This is a genomic window from Sporosarcina ureae, assembly GCF_029267015.1.
Taxonomy (GTDB): Bacteria; Bacillota; Bacilli; order Bacillales_A; family Planococcaceae; genus Sporosarcina; species Sporosarcina ureae_D.
Genome location: NZ_JARIEA010000026.1, coordinates 1 through 21,053, shown reverse-complemented (window position 1 = coordinate 21,053; position 21,053 = coordinate 1). Strand labels below are relative to the sequence as shown.

Below are 21,053 nucleotides of genomic sequence, written 5' to 3'. Positions count from 1 at the left end.
TCGTTCAGTTTGTCGAAGAATTCTTCGTTGTTATCGGATTGGCTTAGTTTTTTCATGAAACGTTCGGTGAAGTCGTGGGAGTCTGAGAAGGTTTTTCTGATGGCCCACAGTTTTTCTAGGTTTTCTTTAGGGATGAGTAGTTCTTCTTTTCGCGTGCCGGAGCGACGGATGTCGAGTGCTGGGAAGATTCTGCGTTCGGCTAGGTTGCGGTCTAGGTGCAGTTCCATGTTGCCGGTTCCTTTGAATTCTTCGTAGATGACTTCGTCCATGCGTGAACCTGTTTCGATTAGAGCTGTGGCAAGGATCGTTAGGCTTCCGCCTTCTTCTATGTTACGTGCTGCACCGAAGAATCTTTTTGGTCGGTGGAAGGCTGCAGGGTCGATCCCTCCGGATAGTGTGCGTCCGCTTGGTGGAATCACTAGGTTGAATGCGCGTGCTAGTCGTGTGATGGAGTCCATCAAGATGATGACGTCGCGCTTACTTTCTACTAAACGCATTGCGCGTTCGAGTACTAGTTCCGCTACTTTCACGTGGTTTTGTGGTACTTCGTCGAATGTGGAACTGACTACGTCTGCTTTAACAGAACGTTCGATATCCGTTACTTCTTCTGGACGTTCGTCGATCAATAGAACGATTAGTTCAGCTTCGGGATGGTTGGTAGTGATGGAGTTAGCAATTTCTTTTAACAACATCGTTTTTCCCGCTTTAGGAGGAGCGACGATTAATCCACGTTGACCAAATCCAACAGGCGAGACGAGATCCATGATGCGTGTAGACACGTTATTTCTTGATGTTTCTAATTTAATTTGACGATCAGGATATAAAGGTGTCAATGCTGGGAAATGAACACGTTCGCGTGCGACTTCCGGATTTTGTCCATTGACTGCTTCGACTTGCAATAACCCATAGAAGCGTTCATTTTCCTTTGGTGGACGAACTTTACCTGTTACCTTGTCTCCGTTACGTAGATCAAAGCGACGGATTTGGGATGCAGAAATGTAAATATCTTCTGAACTGGATGAGTAATTGATAGGACGTAAGAAGCCATATCCTTCAGATTGAATAATTTCGAGGACGCCTTCCATGAAAAAGAAGCCTTCTTGTTCGGCGCGTGATTTCAAAATAGCAAAGATTAATTCTTTCTTTGTCAGTTTGCTATAGTTAGTAATTTTAAATTGCTTCGCTAGAGAGTATAGCTCTTTGAGCGTCATATTCTCGAGGTCCGCAAGCGTAATCATTGTCATCTATGCGTACACCACTCTTCATTTATTGTAGGGAAATTTGGCATAGTAAATAGAAAGGAAAGTACATTGTGTACTTCCTTTCCTTTAATAGCCGGACATTATGGATCTGAATAGTTTTTAGGAAATAGAGACCCGGCTGTGACACCGGGTGTTGAGGGAGTTAGTCTTGCATGACGAGAAGAGGTTTTTTCTTCATGCTGTGGCGACCTTCTACGAAACGAATAGTTCCTGATTTCGAGCGCATAACGATCGACTGAGTTCGGCAATACGTACCTTTAAACTGTACGCCATCCATCAATTCGCCGTCTGTTACGCCTGTGGCTGCGAAAATACAGTCGTCTCCTTTTACCAAATCGTCCATGTATAGTACTTTTTCTACGTCGATACCCATCTTGATGCAACGTTCTCTTTCTTCATCATTTGAAGGAATGAGACGTCCTTGAATTTCTCCGCCTAAACATTTTAATCCGACTGCTGCGATTACCCCTTCAGGTGCACCGCCTCTCCCGAATAAAATATCCACACCTGTGTCATCGAAAGCTGTGTTAATAGCTGCCGCTACATCGCCATCTTCGATCAATTTGATACGAGCGCCTGCTTCACGAATTTCTGCGATGATATCTGCGTGACGTTCGCGGTTCAAAACAGATGCTACTAGGTCAGACACTGATTTGTTTTTCGCTTTTGCTACAGCCTTCAAGTTATCTGTAACACTTGCGTCGATATCAATTTTACCAACCGCTTCAGGGCCTACTGCAATTTTGTCCATGTACATATCCGGTGCATTTAGCAAGTTGCCTTTATCTGCAACCGCAAGAACAGCTAGCGCGTTCCATCCACCTGCTGCTACGATATTCGTACCTTCGACTGGATCGACAGCGATATCTACAGCGGGTCCGTGACCTGTTCCAAGTTCTTCACCGATATATAGCATAGGTGCTTCGTCCATTTCACCTTCACCGATGACGACTACACCTTCCATCGGGATCGTATCGAATACTGTACGCATTGCTTCTGTTGCCGCGTCGTCTGCTTCGTTCTTCAAACCGCGTCCCATCCAGCGAGCTGCCGCTACGGCTGCTGCCTCTGTTACACGCACTAATTCCATTGATAAACTACGTTCCATAATGTTTTGTTCCTCCTGTTTGCGGTAAGGCGCGTATTGCGTATTACCTTTCTTTTGCCTACGTCCGCATCCATTGGCTACTTTCTAGATAGTGGATGTGTCGTTTGAGTCTATTATACACGTTTTGGCAATTTGCGTCACTCGGAAATCGAAGTCGGTGTGAGTACTTCCACTTTTCTAATATCCGCTCCAAGATTTTGTAGCTTCTGAACGATCTTGCCGTAACCACGTTCAATATGTTCAATTTCACGAACTTCCGTTTCTCCACTTGCCAATAATCCAGCGATTAACAACGCGGCTCCTGCACGTAAATCTGTCGCTTCAACCGTTGCCGCATGCAATGGAGTAGGACCTGTTATGATAGCTGATCGACCTTCTACACGGCCGTCTGCATTCATTCGACGGAGCTCATCGATTTGTTTAAAGCGTGCCGGATAGATCGTGTCTGTTAGTATAGATGAGCCTTCCGCTTGTGTCGATAATACACCGAACGGCTGTTGCAAGTCTGTCGGGAATCCTGGATAAACAAGAGTTTTCACATCCACCGCATGAAGTTTTTCAGTTTTCGGAATGAAAATCTGTTCTTCGCCGACTTCTACTTTTACGCCCATTTCGCGAAGCTTCGCTGTGACAGCTTCAACGTGCAACGGAATGACATTATCAATTGTGACGCCATCGCCAATTGCAGCAGCCAGAATCATATGCGTTCCCGTTTCGATACGGTCCGGAATGATGGTGTGTTTCGTACCATGCAATGTTTCCACGCCTTCGATACGAATAACGTTCGTTCCTGCACCTTTAATATTCGCGCCCATATTGGATAGCAAAGTTGCGACATCAATAATCTCAGGTTCTTTCGCTGCGTTTTCAATAATCGTTTTACCTTTTGCTTTAACAGCGGCTAGCATGATATTAATCGTAGCACCAACGCTGACGACGTCTAAATAAATTTTCGCACCGTATAGTTCTTCTGCACGCAAATAAATAGCGCCGTGTTCGTTTTCGACTTTTGCGCCTAGGGCTTCAAAGCCTTTTATATGTTGATCAATCGGGCGTGGACCCAAGTGACAACCACCAGGTAAACCGATGACCGCATGCTTAAACTTACCAAGCATCGCTCCCATCATATAGTAGGATGCACGAAGTTTTTTGACGTTACCGTTAGGCAATGGCATAGAAATGATTTCAGTTGGATCGATGGTCATCGTACCATCTTTCATTTCCACTTTACCGCCGATTTCTTCGACGAGCGCCTGCAATGTATAGACATCTGAAATTTCTGGAAGACCGGCAATCGTGACAGGTGAGTCCGCTAAAATAGCGGCAGGGATTAAAGCCACTGCGCTATTCTTCGCTCCACTTACTCTAATCGTTCCTTGCAGTCGTTTTCCACCTTTGATTTTATAAACGTCCATTTCAAGCTCCTTTTGTTCTATCACTTGTTCGTTCTAGTTTCCCAGTCTTTCAAAAACTGATCGATTCCTTTAGTTGTTAGTGGATGTGCAAACAGACTCTGAAGTACATTGAATGGAGTTGTCGCAATATGTGCTCCAGCAAGTGCAGCAGCCGTAATGTGCTGTGGGTGTCTAATAGATGCTGCGATGATTTGTGTATCCAAGTCATGGATCGTGAAGATATCTGAAATCGTTTCGATTAATTCGACGCCATTTTGACCAATATCATCCAAACGTCCGATGAATGGTGAAACATATGTCGCGCCTGCACGTGCTGCAAGCAATGCTTGATTGGCACTAAACACTAGTGTAACGTTCGTTTTGATTCCTTCTGATGCGAATACAGAACAAGCTTTCAAGCCTTCAGGTGTCATCGGTAATTTTACCGTAATGTTTTCTGCAAGAGCTGCTAACTTACGCCCTTCCTCTATCATACCTTCTGCATCTAAAGCGATAACTTCTGCACTGACAGAACCTGGTACGAGTGCCGTAATTTCTTTCAAACGATCATGGAATGAAATGTTTTCTTTCGCGACTAGGGATGGATTAGTCGTAACCCCAGAGATAATCCCCCAGCTGTGTGCTTCCTTGATTTCTTCAAAATTAGCCGTATCTATAAAAAATTTCACGTGTATTGTCCTCCTAGTTGTAGTTAATTCATCTAGCTAAAACGCAAAAGAAGGAGACGTATTGCGCTCCTCCTCTGTTCTATCTTCAATCTATAATTACGCTTGCTTCGAACTACCGAACTCGCGCATTTTACCAATTACAGTTGTTTTGATTGCTTCGCGCATCGGTCCGAGGAATTTACGTGGATCATACACTTCGGAATCTTCGTTTAAGATGTCGCGTACAACTTTTGTACCTTGAATCTGATTTTCTGTGTTGACGTTGATTTTAGACGTACCAAGTGAAATAGCGCGTTGAATATCTTTCGTCGGAATGCCTGTACCGCCGTGCAACACAAGTGGAATATCTCCTTGTTTCGAGATTTCTTCCATTTCTTCAAATCCTAGATTCGGTTCGCCTTTATATGGTCCGTGTACAGAACCAAGTGCAGGTGCCAGGCAATCGATACCTGTCTTTTCTACAAGCTCTCTACATTCAGCCGGATCTGCATAAATAACTCCGTCTGCGATCACGTCATCTTCCTGACCGCCTACTACGCCAAGTTCAGCTTCTACTGATACATTATGTTGCTTTGCGAAATCCACCACTTTTTTCGTGATTTCAATGTTTTCTTCAAGTGGCTTAGAAGATGCATCGATCATAACGGAAGTAAAGCCTGCTTCGATTGCTTCTTTACACTTCTCAAAGCTAGAACCGTGATCTAAATGAATCGCTACTGGCACAGTCGTACCGTAGTCTTCCATTAGTCCTTTGACCATCATAACGACTGTTTTAAATCCGCCCATATATCGTGCAGCGCCTTCTGATACACCTAAAATAACAGGCGATTTCTCTTCTTCAGCAGCTTGTAGAATCGCTTGCGTGTATTCCAAGTTATTGAGGTTGAATTGACCGATTGCATATCCTTGCTCTTTACCTTGAATCATCATTTCTTTCATCGAGACGAGTGGCATGTATAATTCCTCCTTGAGTTTCTACGATTTTTTATGTGTTTTAATTATATTAATTTCTATCCACTAGCATATCAAATTCATGCGATGATTACTACTATCAGACGTCTAGTAACTCCAACCTTTTTAACACGCTATCACGCACTTCGAATATATCGAATGGTTTGGTAAAGTGTTGTTCGATACCTAGTTTAGTAGCTTCTTCAAGCAATTCGGTTTCACTATACGCTGTCATCATCATGACAATTGCGTCTGGCGACAGGGTTCGGATTTCTCGAAGGACCTCGACACCATTCATGCCTGGCATCTTCATATCAAGCAAAATGCAGTCAGGTTGTTGTTGGCTAACCTTTTCCAACGCTTCTTTCCCATTAGATGCAAGCGCTATCATTATTCCCGTTGGTTTGAATATTTCCTCTAGTAATAATCGGATCCCCGGCTGGTCATCCACAATTAGTAAATGTTTCATATCCATCTCCCCCATCACCATATTTCCCCTGTTTAATTTTCTAAACTTCATTGTAACCCGACTATTATGGTCTGTATATAAAGATATTGCATTTTTAGCAAAATTATGTGTAATTCTATTTCCCTAGTTTATTTGTCTATGTACTATCATTCAAGAAAATTCCAACAACTCCTCTATTTTTCGTCAACTATTTTGCACTTCTTCCTTTTCTCCCATATACTGAGCTTTTGGAGGGATTTTCGTGAAAATATTAACTACACAAATTAGAGGTCTTCTAGAGAGAATTGCAGAAGGTCAAGAAGAATCGATGGAAGAAACTGCTCGTTTATTAGCGCAAGCAGTAGTGGGCGAAGGACGAATTGTATTAGCAGCTTTTGATGAATTGGAAGCTGTTACTGCGACTGCACTGGACGGTGTTGAACCGTTGGATGATGCAATTCGTTACACAAAAGAGTTGGAATTGACACCGGCCGACCGCGTGTGGTTGCTTGTGCGAAAGGCTGATCATCCTGCTGCGCTTGAGCTGGCACGTGAGCTGGCGGAGCAGTTTATTCCATTCGCTGTGTTGTCTGCCGATAAGGAAGATGACGACAACGAGCTCGCTTCTCTTGCGTATACGTATATTTCGACAGGGTTGAAAAAGGGTCTGATTCCGGGTCCTACCGGCGAAAGAATTGTTCAGCCCCATGCGCTTGCTGCGTTGTTTGTTTATGAGGCAGTGAAGCTGTCGATTGATGATATGTTGGCGGATGAGGATGAGGAGCTGTGACTTTGGGTAGGATGGAATTGTTGTTGGGGTAGGGATTTGCGCTTCAGAGGGGGACGCTTTCCGGAGGGCGTGGCTTGAGCCGCTTCCTTCGCTAAGTGCAAAGACGTGCTCCTAACGCTACGCTTTTACTCGCAAAAGCCGTACTTCGCAACGGCTCTCGCTACGTCCAGGGTCTCAAGGCACACGCTGATCCTCCCGGAGTCGCCCCCTCCTACGCTCCAATCCCTTACATAGTGAGTAGGTGACACTTTTTGTTGTGCATTGAAATAAGTGTTGTAACGGATTTTGAACTTCAATACTTGTACTTAAATAAGTTAAGACAAAACAATAATTCACACTACCGACAGTGAGGGATATAAGTACTTCCACTTTAAAAGTAGGATGGAAGCGGAAGTTGGGGGCCAAGTGCAAAAATGTGCTCCTAACGCTTCGCTTTTACTCGCAAAAGCCGTTCTTCGTTACGGCTCTTCCCGCAGGATCAGCCCGATCAGGTGAGACAACCAAAAGAGAGCATAGCGAACTGGTTGGCTCACCGCGGGCCCATGGGAAAGCGTCCCCCAACTGGAGCTTCCATCCCCTTGTACTCACTAACTATCCCTTACTTCTACCAAAATTCTAAATACCCAAAGTCAAAAATGCCCACAGAGGAAATCTTCTGTGGGCATACTTTTTAGTTTTTATGCTCAAGCGCCGCGCGAATGAAGTCGCGGATTAGTGGTGATGGACGATTCGGGCGTGATGCAAACTCAGGGTGGAACTGGCACGCGACGAAGTATGGATGATCTTTCAATTCCATAATTTCGATCAAGCGACCATCCGGGCTGATACCCGAAACGATGAAGCCTGCCTCTTCCAATTGCGCACGGTACGCCAAGTTCATTTCATAACGGTGACGGTGACGCTCGTACACTAACTCTTCACCATATGCCGCAGAAGCCTTCGTGTTATCAGACACCTTACATGGATGAGCACCCAAACGTAATGTGCTGTCCGCTTCGCGTGCTGTACGACAATCTGGGTGGAACGTTGTCATTTGGTGCTCAGTCTCTGTATCGAATTCGAGTGAATGAGCAGTCTTTAGACCAATCACATTACGTGCGATTTCAGTAGCCGCCAACTGTAGGCCTAAACTAATACCGAAGAATGGAATCTTCTGTTCACGTGCATACGTAATGGCCTCGATTTTACCATCGATAGCACGATCTCCGAAGCCGCCTGGTACTAGAATTCCGTCAACATCTCCAAGAAGTTCTGCTACGTTTTCAGACGTCACATCTGCAGAGTTGATCCACTTAATATCGATGTCGGCATCGAATGCATATCCAGCATGACGCATTGCTTCTACTGCGGAAATGTATGCATCTTGTAATTCTACATACTTACCAACTAGACCGATTTTCACTGTTTCTTTCAGTGATTTAACCAACTTCACTAGTTCTTCCACTTCAGAAAGTTCAGGCTGTGGTGTTTCAAGACCTAAGTAATCGACAACTAGCTGATCCATGTTTTGCTCATGCAAACGAAGAGGTACTTCGTATAATGTTTCCGCATCAAGAGCTTCGATCACTTCTTCTGACTTGATGTTACAGAATAATGCAATCTTGTCTTTCATTTCTTGTGGAACTGGATATTCGCTTCGCACCACGATCATGTTCGGTTGGATTCCGAGACTGCGCAATTCTTTTACGCTATGTTGTGTCGGCTTCGTTTTCATTTCACCCGCTGCATGCAAATAAGGAATAAGCGTGTTGTGGATGTACATCACATCATCTTTTGCAAGATCTGTCTTCAATTGGCGGATCGCTTCAAGGTACGGCAATGATTCGATATCGCCTACACTACCACCGATTTCCGTAATGACTACATCTGCATTCAAAGTTTGGCCGGCACGTTTAATCAACTCTTTGATTTCATTGGTAATGTGCGGAATAACCTGTACAGTTGCGCCATTATATTCGCCAGAACGCTCTTTACGCAATACTAGATCATAAACTTTCCCCATCGTTACGTTGGAGTAACGGTTACACTCGATGTCGATGAAACGCTCGTAGTGACCGATGTCAAGATCCGTTTCCGCTCCGTCTTCGGTTACGAAAACTTCACCATGTTGGTACGGACTCATCATGCGTGGGTCAATATTGATATAAGGATCAAACTTTTGGTTCGTTACTTTCAAACCACGATTCTTAAGTAAACGTCCAAGTGATGCTGCGTTGATACCTTTACCTAAAGAAGAGACGACGCCGCCTGTAATAAAAATATATTTTGTCATGTGTAGTGCCTCCATTTATTCTTTTTCCATGCTAGTAGGGTCGATATAAAATCAAAAAAGCGCCCCGTTTGTAGCGTAACTACAATAAGGAGCGCGTATACACGAATTCATGTGTCCTTTTCAGGAGCCCATCCAAATCTTATATTTTTGGGCACTAAAAGTCAAGTCCGATTATTTTTCTTCCTCATACTCTTCGTCTTCTTCTTCGTCGTCCTCGTCATCTTCTTCATCGATATCGAGTTCTTCTTCAGGAATCACTTCTAGGTCGTCGTCAGGATCGATTAAATCTTCCTCGATTTCAACTACATCCTCTTCATCTTCTTCGTCATCCACGTCATCGTCTTCTTCGCCAAGTTCAACGTATTCTTCATCGAAGATTTCTTCTTCGTCATCGTCTTCTTCAAGATCGTCTTCGTCATAATCTTTTTTCTTCTTTTTCTTCTTGCGCACTTTTACAACTGGTGCAGTTTCTTCTTCGATCTGGTCAACTGGGTACCATTCACGAAGTCCCCAACGGTTTTCTTCGATAGCTAGGAATCTGCCGTCGATGTTCAAGTCTGTATAGTATTGAAGAACTTTCTCCTTCAATTCTTTGTCCGTAATACCTGTAAGTTTACGGAACTCTTCCATCAATTCTGCCAATGTGAGGGATTCGCGGCGCTCTGTTAGTACTTGGTGCGTAATATTGATTAATGATTCTTCGAGTAGTTCTTCTTGCGTCATGTCATGGATATTCAATGTATCGCACGTCCTTTCTTCTATCAATCACACGCGGAACCGACCAAGTCAGTGAATGATTTGGCCGATCAACGTTTTTTATCTTGTAGCATATAAGCATAGTGTACATTATATACGTTATTTCTTCCAATATGCTACATTCTTTTACTTCTCTTTATATTTCTATACTCAGATATGGTCAAATACCCCAGGTAGACTGCCGCAATGGTGAAGGGGATTGCGCCGAGTCCGTTGTTGTAGAAGATGAGTGTGAGCGTAATTAAGAGAGTAATTATAATTGCGTGGTAGTACCATCTCACATTCAGCACGCCCCTTTTCTTCGTTGTTTCCATTATACTGACTAACTTGCTAATTTATCCACTATGAGTTGGAATGAATTTTCAGCAATTGTGTTGGGTTACGTCTGCTATTTGTAGTTGAATGGTGGAAATTGTGTTGGGGTGGGGATTTGCGCTTCGGAGGGGACGCTTTCCGGAGGGTTCGCGGCGAGCCAACCAGTCGCAAGCACCCTTGGTTGTCTCGCCGGTCGAACTGATCCTCCAGGAGTCGCCCCTCCTACGCGCCAATCCCTTGCAGTGCAAGGGGGTCGACACTTTTTGTCGTGCATTGAAATAAGTATTGTAATAGATTTTGAACTGTAGAACTTGAATCTAAAGAAGTTAAAACAAAGCAATAATTCACATACTACCTACAGTGAGTGATCTAAGTATCCGTACTATCAACGTAGGATTGAAACGGAAGATGGCGGCGAAGTGCATAGATGTGCTCCTAACGCTTCGCTTTTACTCGCAAAAGCCGTCCTTCGCTACAGCTCTTCCCGGAGGATCAGCTCGAAAGGTGAGACAACCAAAAGGGAGCTTGCGACCTGGTTGGCTCACCGAGAGCCCAAGGGAAAGCGTCCGCCAGCTGGAGTTTCAATCCCACGCACTCCCTATTGCACCAACACTTTGACTATCATTTTGATTTTGATTTTGATTTTGATTTTGATTTTGATTTTGACTTTAAACTCAAATTCAAACCCATTAAAAAAAGAGGATGCCGCCAGAAGGTTATGGCTTCTGTGGCATCCCCTTTTCGAGACGCGTTACATATTACGACGGTACTGCCCGCCTACTTCATACAAAGCGTTAGTGATTTGGCCGAGGCTTGCGACTTTGACGGTCTCCATTAGCTCCGCGAAGACGTTGCCGCCTGTGATAGCCACTTCCTGAAGTCTTGCAAGTGCCTGCTCCGACTTGCCCGCATGTGTTGACTGGAATGCACGCAGATTACTGATTTGAATCTGCTTTTCTTCCTGAGTCGCACGCGCAATTTCCATATTGTCGATATCTTCCTCAGACGGCGGATTCGGATTCAAGTACGTGTTGACGCCGATAATCGGTAGCTCGCCCGAATGCTTTTTCATTTCGTAGTACATCGACTCTTCCTGAATCTTACCGCGCTGATACTGTGTCTCCATGGACCCAAGTACGCCGCCACGGTCGTTCAGGCGATCGAATTCTTGTAATACAGCTTCTTCTACTAGACTAGTTAGTTCTTCGATGATAAACGCACCCTGTAGCGGGTTCTCGTTTTTAGACAAGCCGTGTTCTTTCATGATGATCATTTGGATCGCCATCGCACGACGAACAGATTCTTCTGTCGGTGTCGTGATCGCTTCATCGTACGCATTAGTATGCAGCGAGTTACAATTATCTTGCAACGCCATTAATGCCTGCAATGTCGTACGGATGTCGTTGAAGTCGATTTCTTGCGCGTGTAAACTGCGACCAGATGTTTGAATATGATATTTCAGTTTTTGACTGCGTTCATTCGCACCATATTTATCGCGCATCGTGATCGCCCAGATACGGCGTGCGACGCGACCGATTACTGTGTATTCCGGATCGAGGCCGTTTGAGAAGAAGAACGACAAGTTCGGTGCAAAGTCGTCGATATTCATTCCGCGGCTTAAGTAGTACTCGACATATGTGAAGCCGTTTGCGAGCGTGAAGGCCAGTTGAGAAATCGGGTTCGATCCCGCTTCTGCAATATGGTAGCCCGAAATGGATACAGAATAATAATTACGAACTTTTTTATCGATGAAGTACTGCTGGATATCGCCCATTAAGCGCAGAGCAAACTCTGTAGAGAAGATACATGTATTCTGTCCTTGGTCTTCTTTTAGAATATCTGCCTGTACAGTACCGCGAACTGTTTGGAACGTCATCTCGCGTACTTCCGTGAACTCTTCCACAGTTAACGTACGACCTAATTCTTCTTCCTTCTTGCGTACTTGCTGATCAACGGCCGCATTCATGAACATCGCCAGAACTATCGGTGCCGGTCCATTGATTGTCATGGAAACAGACGTCATAGGCGAACAAAGATCAAAACCATCATATAGCTTTTTCATATCTTCTAGCGTACAAATACTAACTCCAGACTCTCCTACTTTCCCGTAAATATCGGGGCGCTCGTCTGGATCTTCACCGTATAACGTCACGGAGTCGAATGCCGTAGACAAACGTTTCGCATCATCATCTTTTGATACGTAATGAAAACGACGGTTCGTACGTTCAGGTGTTCCTTCACCCGCGAACTGACGACGTGGATCTTCCCCTACACGCTTGAACGGGAAAACGCCTCCTGTGTACGGGAATGAACCTGGAACGTTTTCGCTGTTTACCCAGCGCAGGATTTCTCCATAGTCTTTATACTTCGGCAAAACCACTTTCGGGATTTTCAAACCTGATAGGCTGATCGTGTTGAGCGCCGTGCGTATTTCTTTGTCACGGATTTTGGTTACATATTCATCCTGCTCGTATGACTCGCGCAGTGGCCCCCAGTTTTTGATGGTGCGCTTCGTTTCGGATGTCAGTTGCTCTTCGACGCCCGCTTTCAAGCTGTTCAATGAATCCACTAGTGCTTCATTTGAATCGGTTTCTTTTACAGCTTCTATGGCACCTTCTAATTGGAACACGCGACGCGCCAGTTCTTCTTGTTCCTTAGATTTCGCATGGTAGTTGCGGATAGTAGATGCGATCTCACGCAAGTAATGGCTGCGGTCAGGTGGAATAATGACCGTTTGTTTTTGATTCGTGACGAAATCGGTATAACTTGTCGTCCAGTCGGAATCTGTTGCTTTATTTAGCTTATCGACAAGCGCCGCAAACAATGTATTCGTACCTTTATCGTTAAACTGGCTTGCGATCGTACCGTAGACAGGCATCGTTTCAAGATCCTTATCAAACAATAAGTGACTACGCTGATATTGCTTGCGTACTTGAATCAATGCATCTTCTGAACCTTTACGCTCAAATTTATTGATAACAATCAAGTCCGCAAAGTCGATCATGTCGATTTTCTCAAGTTGTGTCGGCGCACCGAATTCACTCGTCATCACGTACATCGATACGTCGGAAATATCCGTAATGCGCGCATCTCCTTGCCCGATTCCGCTTGTCTCGACGATGATTAAGTCATAGCCGGCTGCTTTTGTGACATCGAGCACATCATGAATGGCTGTTGTCAGCTCAGAGCGGGATCCTCGTGTTGCCAGACTACGCATGTAGACACGGTTATTGAAGATTGCATTCATACGAATTCGGTCACCAAGCAACGCGCCCCCTGTTTTTTGTTTCGTCGGATCAACGGAAAGAATAGCAACTTTTTTGTCAGGGAATTCGCGTAAGAAACGTCGAATCAATTCATCTGTCAATGAACTTTTACCTGCTCCGCCTGTACCTGTGATTCCGAGTACTGGCGTTTGCTTCGACATGGAGCGTGCATGATCAAGCAACTGCTCCGTCGCTTCGTCTTTATTCAAATGTTTTTCTTCAACATATGTGATTAGATTGGCTAGGATACCTGGTGTTTCTGCCGTCAGTTGTTCCAGGTTGGCTTCTTCGCTTTCGGGAGTCGTGGAGAAATCCGATAGTTCCATGATTTTATTAATCATACCTTGCAGACCTAGTTTTCGACCGTCTTCTGGCGAAAAGATCCACTCGATGCCGTAATCATGCAATTCTTTGATTTCCTTCGGGATGATGACTCCTCCACCACCGCCGAATATCTTAATATGGGAAGCACCTCGTTCCTTCAGCAAATCATACATATACTTGAAGTACTCGACGTGGCCACCTTGATAGGATGACATCGCAATTCCTTGTACATCTTCCTGAATGGCAGCGTTTACAACTTCTTCAACCGATCGGTTATGTCCGAGGTGAATGACTTCCGCTCCTGTAGACTGTAAAATTCTCCGCATGATATTGATGGATGCATCATGTCCATCGAATAAACTGGATGCCGTCACAAAACGAATATGATGTTTCGGTTTATATATTTCTTCAGTTGCCATTTGTCTTCCGCCTTTCGTACATGCCGACCGCCGCTATGAACTCGTCACAGCGGAGTCTGCAAGTGTTTTACTTTTCAAGCCCTTTAATAATTTGCTCTGTTTGTATATCGATATAGCGTTGCAATGAATATTCTTTGCGCAGCGCCCATCTTCTAAACGACCACATTTGGCCCGATACTAGAATATGGTGCGCCGTCAACGATACTTCATCCGGTCCAATACGTAGATTTCCTGCTTCCATGCATCGGCGGATGATCGTCTCGAATTGCTCAACCATCTCCAGCTCCTTCGTTAGAACGTAGCGCAACGCTTCTCTCGGCAAGGATTTTGACTCCTGATACATGACGAGGAACTCATCGGACATTTGATCGATCACTTCGTAATATCGCGAAATCGCCACGCGCAATCCTTCTATCGTTTTGTCATTCGTATCGAGTTCAGAAAGACGGATTTTGACTTCATTGTAAATATTGTCGCAGACGAGATATAGGACATCTTCCTTTGTCCTTATATACTCATACAGCGTCCCGATACTGAAACCGGCTTCTTTGGCAATTTCACGTGTTGTCGTGCGGTGAAACCCTTTGTTGATGAACAGCTTAACAGCGCCTCGACTAATTTGTTCGCGTCTCCTCTGAATAAGCTCTTCATCTTTGACAGTAGATTTCACTTCATGTTTTGGCATTGGGTAGACCCCCTGTTATTTCGTCAGCATTCGAGAAATGACGAGACGTTGAATTTCTTGTGTACCTTCATAGATTTGCGTGATTTTCGCGTCACGCATATAGCGTTCTACTGGATAATCTTTCGTATAGCCGTAGCCACCAAACACTTGAACCGCTTCAGTAGTCACTTTCATCGCTGTATCGCCAGCCATTAGTTTGGCCATGGCAGATGCTTTACCATATGGCAGATCATTGGATTCAAGCCACGCCGCTTGGTATGTCAATAGACGAGATGCTTCTGTCGCAGTTGCCATATCTGCCAATTTGAAGCTGATGCCTTGATTCGCAACGATTGGCTTACCGAATTGTGTACGCTCTTTTGAGTAATCGACTGCAGCGTCGAGTGCGCCTTGTGCAATGCCAACTGCTTGAGCTGCAATCCCATTACGTCCACCGTCAAGTGTTTTCATCGCAATAATGAATCCGTCGCCTTCTTCCCCAAGAAGGTTTTCTTTCGGCACGCGACAGTTATCGAGTACGACTTCTGTTGTTGGTGATGAACGAATTCCCATTTTCTTCTCTTTCTTACCTACAGAGAATCCTTCGAATGTGCTTTCTACAATGAATGCGCTCGTTCCTTTATGTTTGGATTCCGGATCCGTAACAGCGAAGACGATATATGTGTCAGCAATTCCGCCATTTGTGATGAAGATTTTCGAGCCGTTTAGCACGTAGTCGTCACCGTCAAGCTTTGCTGTAGTTTTCATGCCGCCTGCGTCTGATCCTGAGCCTGCTTCCGTTAGACAGTATGCCCCCATCTTTGAACCTTCCGCAAGTGGACGTAAGTATTTTTGTTTTTGTTCTTCGTTGCCGTATTTGAATAGTGGCCATCCTGCTAGAGATGTGTGTGCAGACAGGACAACGCCTGTCGATGCGCAGACACGGGATAGTTCTTCTACTGCGATGACGTAGGCTAGGTAGTCGCTGCCGATACCGCCGTATTCTTCTGGCCATGGAATGCCTGTGAGTCCGAGTTCGGCCATCTTGTGGAAGATGTCCATGTCGAAGGTTTCGTCTTCGTCTCGTTGTGCTGCGGTTGGCGCTACCTCTTTTTGTGCAAAGTCGCGCACCATTTTTCTGATCATTTCGTGTTCTTCTGATAATTTAAAGTCCATTGTTCTCCCACCCCTTGTTATGTTTGGTTAATAAAATTTCGGTTCTGATTACGTAAAGCCTTAATTTGGATAGTGGTTGGGGATTGGAGCTCCAGACGGGACGCTTTCCGCGGGCATGGCTTGAGCCTCCTCGTCGCTACGCTCCTGCGGGGTCTCAAGGCTCATGCTCATAACGCTTCGCTTTTACTCGCAAAAGTAATTGCTATTCCCGCAGGAGTCGCCGCCTTACACTCCAATCAACTTAGTATTTGCTCATAAAACTATTCAAGAATCGCCCCCATTTGAAGATTACAAAAACGATACTCGTAAAAATAAGATCAAGTAGTATATAACCGGAACAAGCGTTATAACAATCCCTACAATCCTCGTACGCTTCTTAAATTGTAATGAAAAGCCTATAATCCATAAAATAAATAGCAACATAAAGTACCATCTGTAAGTTGGTTTGTCAGTCTCCGCAATTCCTGGACCGCTCATCCACAGCGATAATAACAATACAAATACCCCTGAAATAGCATTCCATAAATGCCTTACCATTTTTTCCCCACTTCCCCACTCCTTGCTTTGTTTGCTATCAACATATTCATCCAACTTGGCCAGTTTGTTGAATACAGTTCTTATTGAAAACCAATCAAATTAGTACAACGAGTATAACAATAATAATTGAATAAACGTATGTTTATTCCTTTAATCATTTATAAAATGTGAGGTGGTAATCAACTGTCGCTTACTGGTACATTAGTTGTCATTCAGTGGTAAATAATATGTCAACGTTTGCACATACCCTACCTCTTTGGCTAGATCAATAAAAGGTTGCATTATCTATCGCGTCAGTTTTCAGATACAATTTTTGTTTATTTCACGAATTGAAATAAGCCCATTTCCCCTCTCCTTATAACCTTTAGAGGAATTGTAACATTTTTATATGGTCGGATATTTTTTCCCCATAATGTTTATCGCCACTTTTTTCAATTAATGATAGACTATATGTTGCTATACTTAGTTAGGAAGGAGTAAATTATAATGGAAAAACATCCAATAATAGATAAATGCAGTAATTTATTAAGCAAAGGAATAGAAAAATACTATCAGGAATCACAGGATTTGCTTGAGTTTCAAAATACTATCAAGGGAATTATTAAAGAACTTAGTAGTATTGGAAATAGTGATTTAAAAAAAGTAGAATTGTATGAATCGTATTTCCGTTTAGTTGGAAAATTGGTCGATAATTGTATATCTGTAAAAGATTTTGAATTAGGTTCATCTGTATATAAAAGATGTTTACCTGGATTTGAGGCTTCATTCTTCAATGAAACAGACATAAATAAAATCCGTAATATTTGGCATTCTCATTCTTCCTTTATTATGAATTACTTCACGATTCAGCATTATTTAAAAGGCTTTACTAATGAACAATGTTCTACTTTCAGTTTAATTATAAAGTGTTTTAGGCGACATAACAGTTACTTATCTACAAACAAACCTCTTATTATCGAAATGTTCATAGATACACATGAAAAATGGAAGGAAGAAATCACACCTGATGAGGAAGAAACCTTCTGGACTCACCTTGTTTTGTGGATGTTCCCAGATTTTATAAATGCACACCCCTCTAATCTCGAATTATATGAAAAAGCAAAAAGATTTTATGATTTATATAAAAAGACCAAGCGACTGAACCCTCTTGCTTATCGCATGCTGAATTATATGGTTCACATTATAGGAGTTTCAGAAAAAAAATTGACCTATTCTTCACTATTGGAAGCAGCTACGTCATTTTTAAAGAATATGAAACAACCATTTTGTGAACGACAGGGAGAAGAACTTTCTGTAGTATTCTCCCAAGTTTTGGAGCTGTGGACACCTACTACAGATAACACCAACCTTTATATCTTGGAGAATTTTATTAAGCAAATAAATTCAACAGTTTACAAAAAGATGACTTTTGGAGATTTATTCAAAGACAACCTTGTTATTTCAAGCTGGTTTGAAGAAAAGTCTTATCGTCTCATTTCTTTAATCTATCAAAGAGATTTACTATCAAAGAATGATATAGATTCCAATTGCTTTGAAATTGCATGCAGCTTACACCATGATAATAAACTAGATGAAGCAATACTTCTCTATGAAGAGATTATTCAAAAGGACCAAGCTTCAGGTGCTATTTATAATAACTTGGCTGTTATCTATCGTGATAAGCATAAGAATTTTGATAAAGCACTTGAATATTTAGAAGAGGCTACACGAATTGAGCCTGAGACCGAACTTTATCAAAAGAACATTAACGTAACTATGGACCTTATTAAGAAAGAAAAGGAAAGACCTAAGAAACAAATTGACAACTATTTCAAAAAGACGGATAAAAAGTTGAAAAGCATCTGCTTTACACTTTATAAATTGGAAGACCTAGAAATAGTCACAACGGAGGACATCGAAAACAGCACAAACTTTAAAGGTTCTTACCTGACAAAACTACTGAATGAGTTACAATCGTTAGACCTTATCCGTCATGATAAAGAAAAAGGTTGGAGACTAGAAGACCCTATTCGGGAAAAAGTAGAAAGCTATGTTGACCCAAAACTAGAGAGACAAATTATTAGAAACAATAAGGTTGTAATGTATCGCCCTATTTTCTATCATGAATCAGAAATTTCGTTGTATCGTGTGCTAACTGAATTGTTTCCACAGCATTTCGTTTTTCCTAATATGGACCTAAAAGCCATTATTCATGTTGAAAAAATCAGGAAACATCTTGATCACAACCATCTTGAATATTTGTTCAAGGCTCATGTGGACTTTGCCATTATTGATACTACCACTTATTTTCCGATTCTTACTTTTGAACGCGATAGTGATTTCCAGGATCGTGAGCCACACAAAACGAATGCTTTAAAAAAGAACGTCATTTTTGAAACAAGTGGCCTACCATTAATTCGCATTCGCTATAATTCCGCTATGGATTATGAACGTTTAAAAGAGGAAATTAAGCAATCAACTAAGGAATTCATTTTGGAAATAAGCGGGAATACGGATTCAGAAACCCGAAGAATCATTGAATCGATTGATCCAGCTAGATTTGGTATTTTAAATGATATTCCAACTGACGAGGATCTCAAGAATGCTTGGGAAAACATTGTCGGTCATGTCATAGCGCTCCATACGAAAATAATTGAATTAGACCAAAAACAATCCATTTTAAAGGTCACTTTAGAAAAGGATGTACAGCAGGTTTTGGAGCTAGGTGCCGATGGTATTAAAAGTAAACTTTATCAAGTATATCCGATGTTAAACTCCATTCAATTTTATTGGGAGTCAAGAGTGGAAACAGGTAATCAATGACTAACCCAGCTTCTTTAAATATAGGTGATTCTGGGGTGTCTTTTGTGCTAACTCCAAAACCCATCCCTTCATTCACTAAGTCACAGGTGAGTGACTAAATAACGATATTCTGTCACATCAGAGTGACAACTTGCAGCATCTTGATATCATCCAAACGCTAGGCTCTGCCTGTCTATCACATGAAGTGATAGCAGTTTTCCCTTATGCTCTTTCTAGAATTACTCACGATATTAGAGAACTTCAAAATGTTATCGCCAAGGACTGAACCAATGTATTAAGTGTTTAAAGCTAGTAGAAACGACAGTACAAAATCAAAAGTAGAATAAATAATAAAAGTGCTTCGTTCTAATAAGTTTCATTAACAAAGCACTTTTATATTTATATTTTACTGGAATTACTGATATTAGATAGGGAGAGTATAAGTGATATGCGCCCTCGCTTTCAGTGTGAGATTAGGTAGAGCCTGATATTTTCGTCGGGTCAAAATTTTGAATATTTCAGATGAATTGAGCCACTTCTGTCATCTTTATCACCAGTGATTACCACAGAACTTACCACCTGTTGCCACTGTATTTCCCAATTCGAAGATTTAAAATAGCGTAAGATAAAAAGCAGATTCCTGCATGTTTTGGGCGCGGAATCTGCTTTTTATATTCAACAATCGCACCCTTTTGCAGAAGATTAATTTATTGGAAACATTTCATTTTCCATCTATTCGAAACGAAATATTTGGCAGGTATTAGTTAATCATTCCTGAACAATATAAATATTAAAAGGGAGGTTGTGATCATGAAAAAACTATATCCATTATTTGCTTTATGCTTTTTATTAATTTTGGGCTTCACTGTTTCTGCCCAAGAAATAAAGTCCTCCAAAGCGCTAACTTATCATGGTGAAAGTGAAAATTGGTCTGGTGCATTTACAACTGAAGTCTTAAACGGTGTAGTCATCCAGGAGGGGATTTTAAAATATAAAGGGCAAGATATTGATTCCACAGGACAAGTTTCATGTAGCTATGAAACAACTGCTGGAGGACTTTCATCCACAAGTCGATTATCAAGTAGTGGAACTGATTCCCCTATTGGCGAAAAAGGAACCCAGAAAAGTACAGGTAAGGGAGGTAATATTAACTTATTTTCTAAAGTAGAAATAGTAAAAGTAACTGTTAAATGGGATGGTAAAGTCGAATCGTTTAATTTATATAAACAATAGAAATTAATCGACGGGTGACATCAATTTGGCCCGATTCTTGAATTCATACTTTATAGTAACTACACTCTGTTGCCTGGAGCGGAAGACGGAAGACTCCGAAGGGATCAGCGAAAGCCTTAACGAAGAACGGCTTTCGCGAGTGAAGCGCAGAGAGAAGGAGCACATCATTGTACTCGCCTTGAGACACCGCAGGTACTGCCTTAATTTCTGTAAAAGGCTCAGAAATAACCCTTCGCTGTTCGCTTGGCATAAGCCACGCCCTTCAGAAAGCGTTCGTAGGTACGGAAAGTTACAGTTTATATGCAATATTGTTTGGCCATTTTTGCTGAATATCAAAAATACTACAACCTTAACATCATTATACCAAAGATATCCACAAAAATTTTCAAAAGAATGAAAAAAAGCATCGCTAATTGCGATGCTAATTGCGATGCTACTATCACAGCTTTATTTTGATGTGAATTAATTGTCGGTTTCACCATTGCAAAACGGGATATTTTAGACGGGTTCACGTTCTTTACAAATAGAAATCAGGCGTTGATACATAGTCGTCATCCCTCAATAGCACTATTTCACAGCTCACCCACTGTTTCTAATAGAGCCGACTTTGATTCTGACAAGGAGGAAATCCATTTATATCCTGAATCATATAGAAATCGTACTTTTTT

The 21,053-nt window shown here is 42.4% G+C and carries 14 protein-coding genes; 3 read left to right on the top strand and 11 right to left on the bottom strand.

Annotation, left to right across the window (positions count from 1 at the left end):
- The 6 genes from rho to Q7P97_RS03795 all read right to left on the bottom strand — a co-directional run.
- Positions 1 to 1,244: transcription termination factor Rho (rho, locus tag Q7P97_RS03820; protein ID WP_303966817.1), on the bottom strand; the 1,244-nt coding region annotated here is incomplete at its 3' end.
- Positions 1,245 to 1,404: 160 nt separating this feature from the next.
- Positions 1,405 to 2,370: a class II fructose-bisphosphatase gene (gene glpX / locus Q7P97_RS03815; RefSeq protein ID WP_303966814.1), complete on the bottom strand. Its 966-nt coding sequence runs from the start codon at positions 2,368 to 2,370 to the stop codon at positions 1,405 to 1,407.
- A 137-nt stretch (positions 2,371 to 2,507) separates the two neighbouring features.
- Positions 2,508 to 3,785 (bottom strand): UDP-N-acetylglucosamine 1-carboxyvinyltransferase, encoded by a 1,278-nt coding sequence (gene murA / locus Q7P97_RS03810; RefSeq protein ID WP_303966811.1) that lies wholly within the window; start codon positions 3,783 to 3,785, stop codon positions 2,508 to 2,510.
- A 20-nt stretch (positions 3,786 to 3,805) separates the two neighbouring features.
- Positions 3,806 to 4,453 (bottom strand): fructose-6-phosphate aldolase, encoded by a 648-nt coding sequence (fsa, locus tag Q7P97_RS03805; RefSeq protein ID WP_085428133.1) that lies wholly within the window; start codon positions 4,451 to 4,453, stop codon positions 3,806 to 3,808.
- A gap of 96 nt (positions 4,454 to 4,549) precedes the next feature.
- Positions 4,550 to 5,407, bottom strand: coding sequence for a class II fructose-bisphosphate aldolase (locus Q7P97_RS03800; RefSeq protein WP_303966807.1), 858 nt, complete (start codon positions 5,405 to 5,407; stop codon positions 4,550 to 4,552).
- Between the two features lie 97 nt (positions 5,408 to 5,504).
- Positions 5,505 to 5,873: a response regulator gene (locus tag Q7P97_RS03795; protein WP_303966804.1), complete on the bottom strand. Its 369-nt coding sequence runs from the start codon at positions 5,871 to 5,873 to the stop codon at positions 5,505 to 5,507.
- Positions 5,874 to 6,114: 241 nt separating this feature from the next.
- On the opposite strand from Q7P97_RS03795, the gene Q7P97_RS03790 reads away from it, so the two are divergent.
- On the top strand, positions 6,115 to 6,642 hold the full coding sequence (locus tag Q7P97_RS03790) for a DUF2529 family protein (RefSeq protein ID WP_303966801.1): 528 nt from the start codon (positions 6,115 to 6,117) through the stop codon (positions 6,640 to 6,642).
- A gap of 670 nt (positions 6,643 to 7,312) precedes the next feature.
- On the opposite strand, the gene pyrG is transcribed toward Q7P97_RS03790, so the two are convergent.
- The 5 genes from pyrG to Q7P97_RS03765 form a co-directional block, all read right to left on the bottom strand.
- On the bottom strand, positions 7,313 to 8,914 hold the full coding sequence (pyrG, locus tag Q7P97_RS03785) for a CTP synthase (protein ID WP_303966799.1): 1,602 nt from the start codon (positions 8,912 to 8,914) through the stop codon (positions 7,313 to 7,315).
- A gap of 171 nt (positions 8,915 to 9,085) precedes the next feature.
- On the bottom strand, positions 9,086 to 9,652 hold the full coding sequence (gene rpoE, locus Q7P97_RS03780) for a DNA-directed RNA polymerase subunit delta (protein ID WP_303966796.1): 567 nt from the start codon (positions 9,650 to 9,652) through the stop codon (positions 9,086 to 9,088).
- 1,084 nt (positions 9,653 to 10,736) lie between these two features.
- On the bottom strand, positions 10,737 to 13,994 hold the full coding sequence (gene icmF / locus Q7P97_RS03775; RefSeq protein ID WP_303966793.1) for a fused isobutyryl-CoA mutase/GTPase IcmF: 3,258 nt from the start codon (positions 13,992 to 13,994) through the stop codon (positions 10,737 to 10,739).
- Between the two features lie 67 nt (positions 13,995 to 14,061).
- A complete protein-coding gene (locus tag Q7P97_RS03770; RefSeq protein ID WP_085428127.1) occupies positions 14,062 to 14,679 on the bottom strand; it encodes a TetR/AcrR family transcriptional regulator in 618 nt (205 codons plus the stop codon).
- Positions 14,680 to 14,694: 15 nt separating this feature from the next.
- Positions 14,695 to 15,834, bottom strand: a complete 1,140-nt coding sequence (locus Q7P97_RS03765; protein WP_303966790.1) for an acyl-CoA dehydrogenase — start codon at positions 15,832 to 15,834, stop codon at positions 14,695 to 14,697.
- A 1,023-nt stretch (positions 15,835 to 16,857) separates the two neighbouring features.
- Here Q7P97_RS03765 and Q7P97_RS03760 point away from each other — a divergent pair.
- Together Q7P97_RS03760 and Q7P97_RS03755 are read left to right on the top strand one after the other, a co-directional pair.
- Entirely contained in the window at positions 16,858 to 19,173 is a 2,316-nt protein-coding gene (locus Q7P97_RS03760) for a DUF2726 domain-containing protein (RefSeq protein ID WP_303966787.1), read from the top strand.
- A 789-nt stretch (positions 19,174 to 19,962) separates the two neighbouring features.
- Complete coding sequence (locus tag Q7P97_RS03755) at positions 19,963 to 20,385, top strand: hypothetical protein (protein ID WP_303966785.1); 423 nt, start codon at positions 19,963 to 19,965, stop codon at positions 20,383 to 20,385.
- Positions 20,386 to 21,053 lie beyond the last annotated feature (668 nt).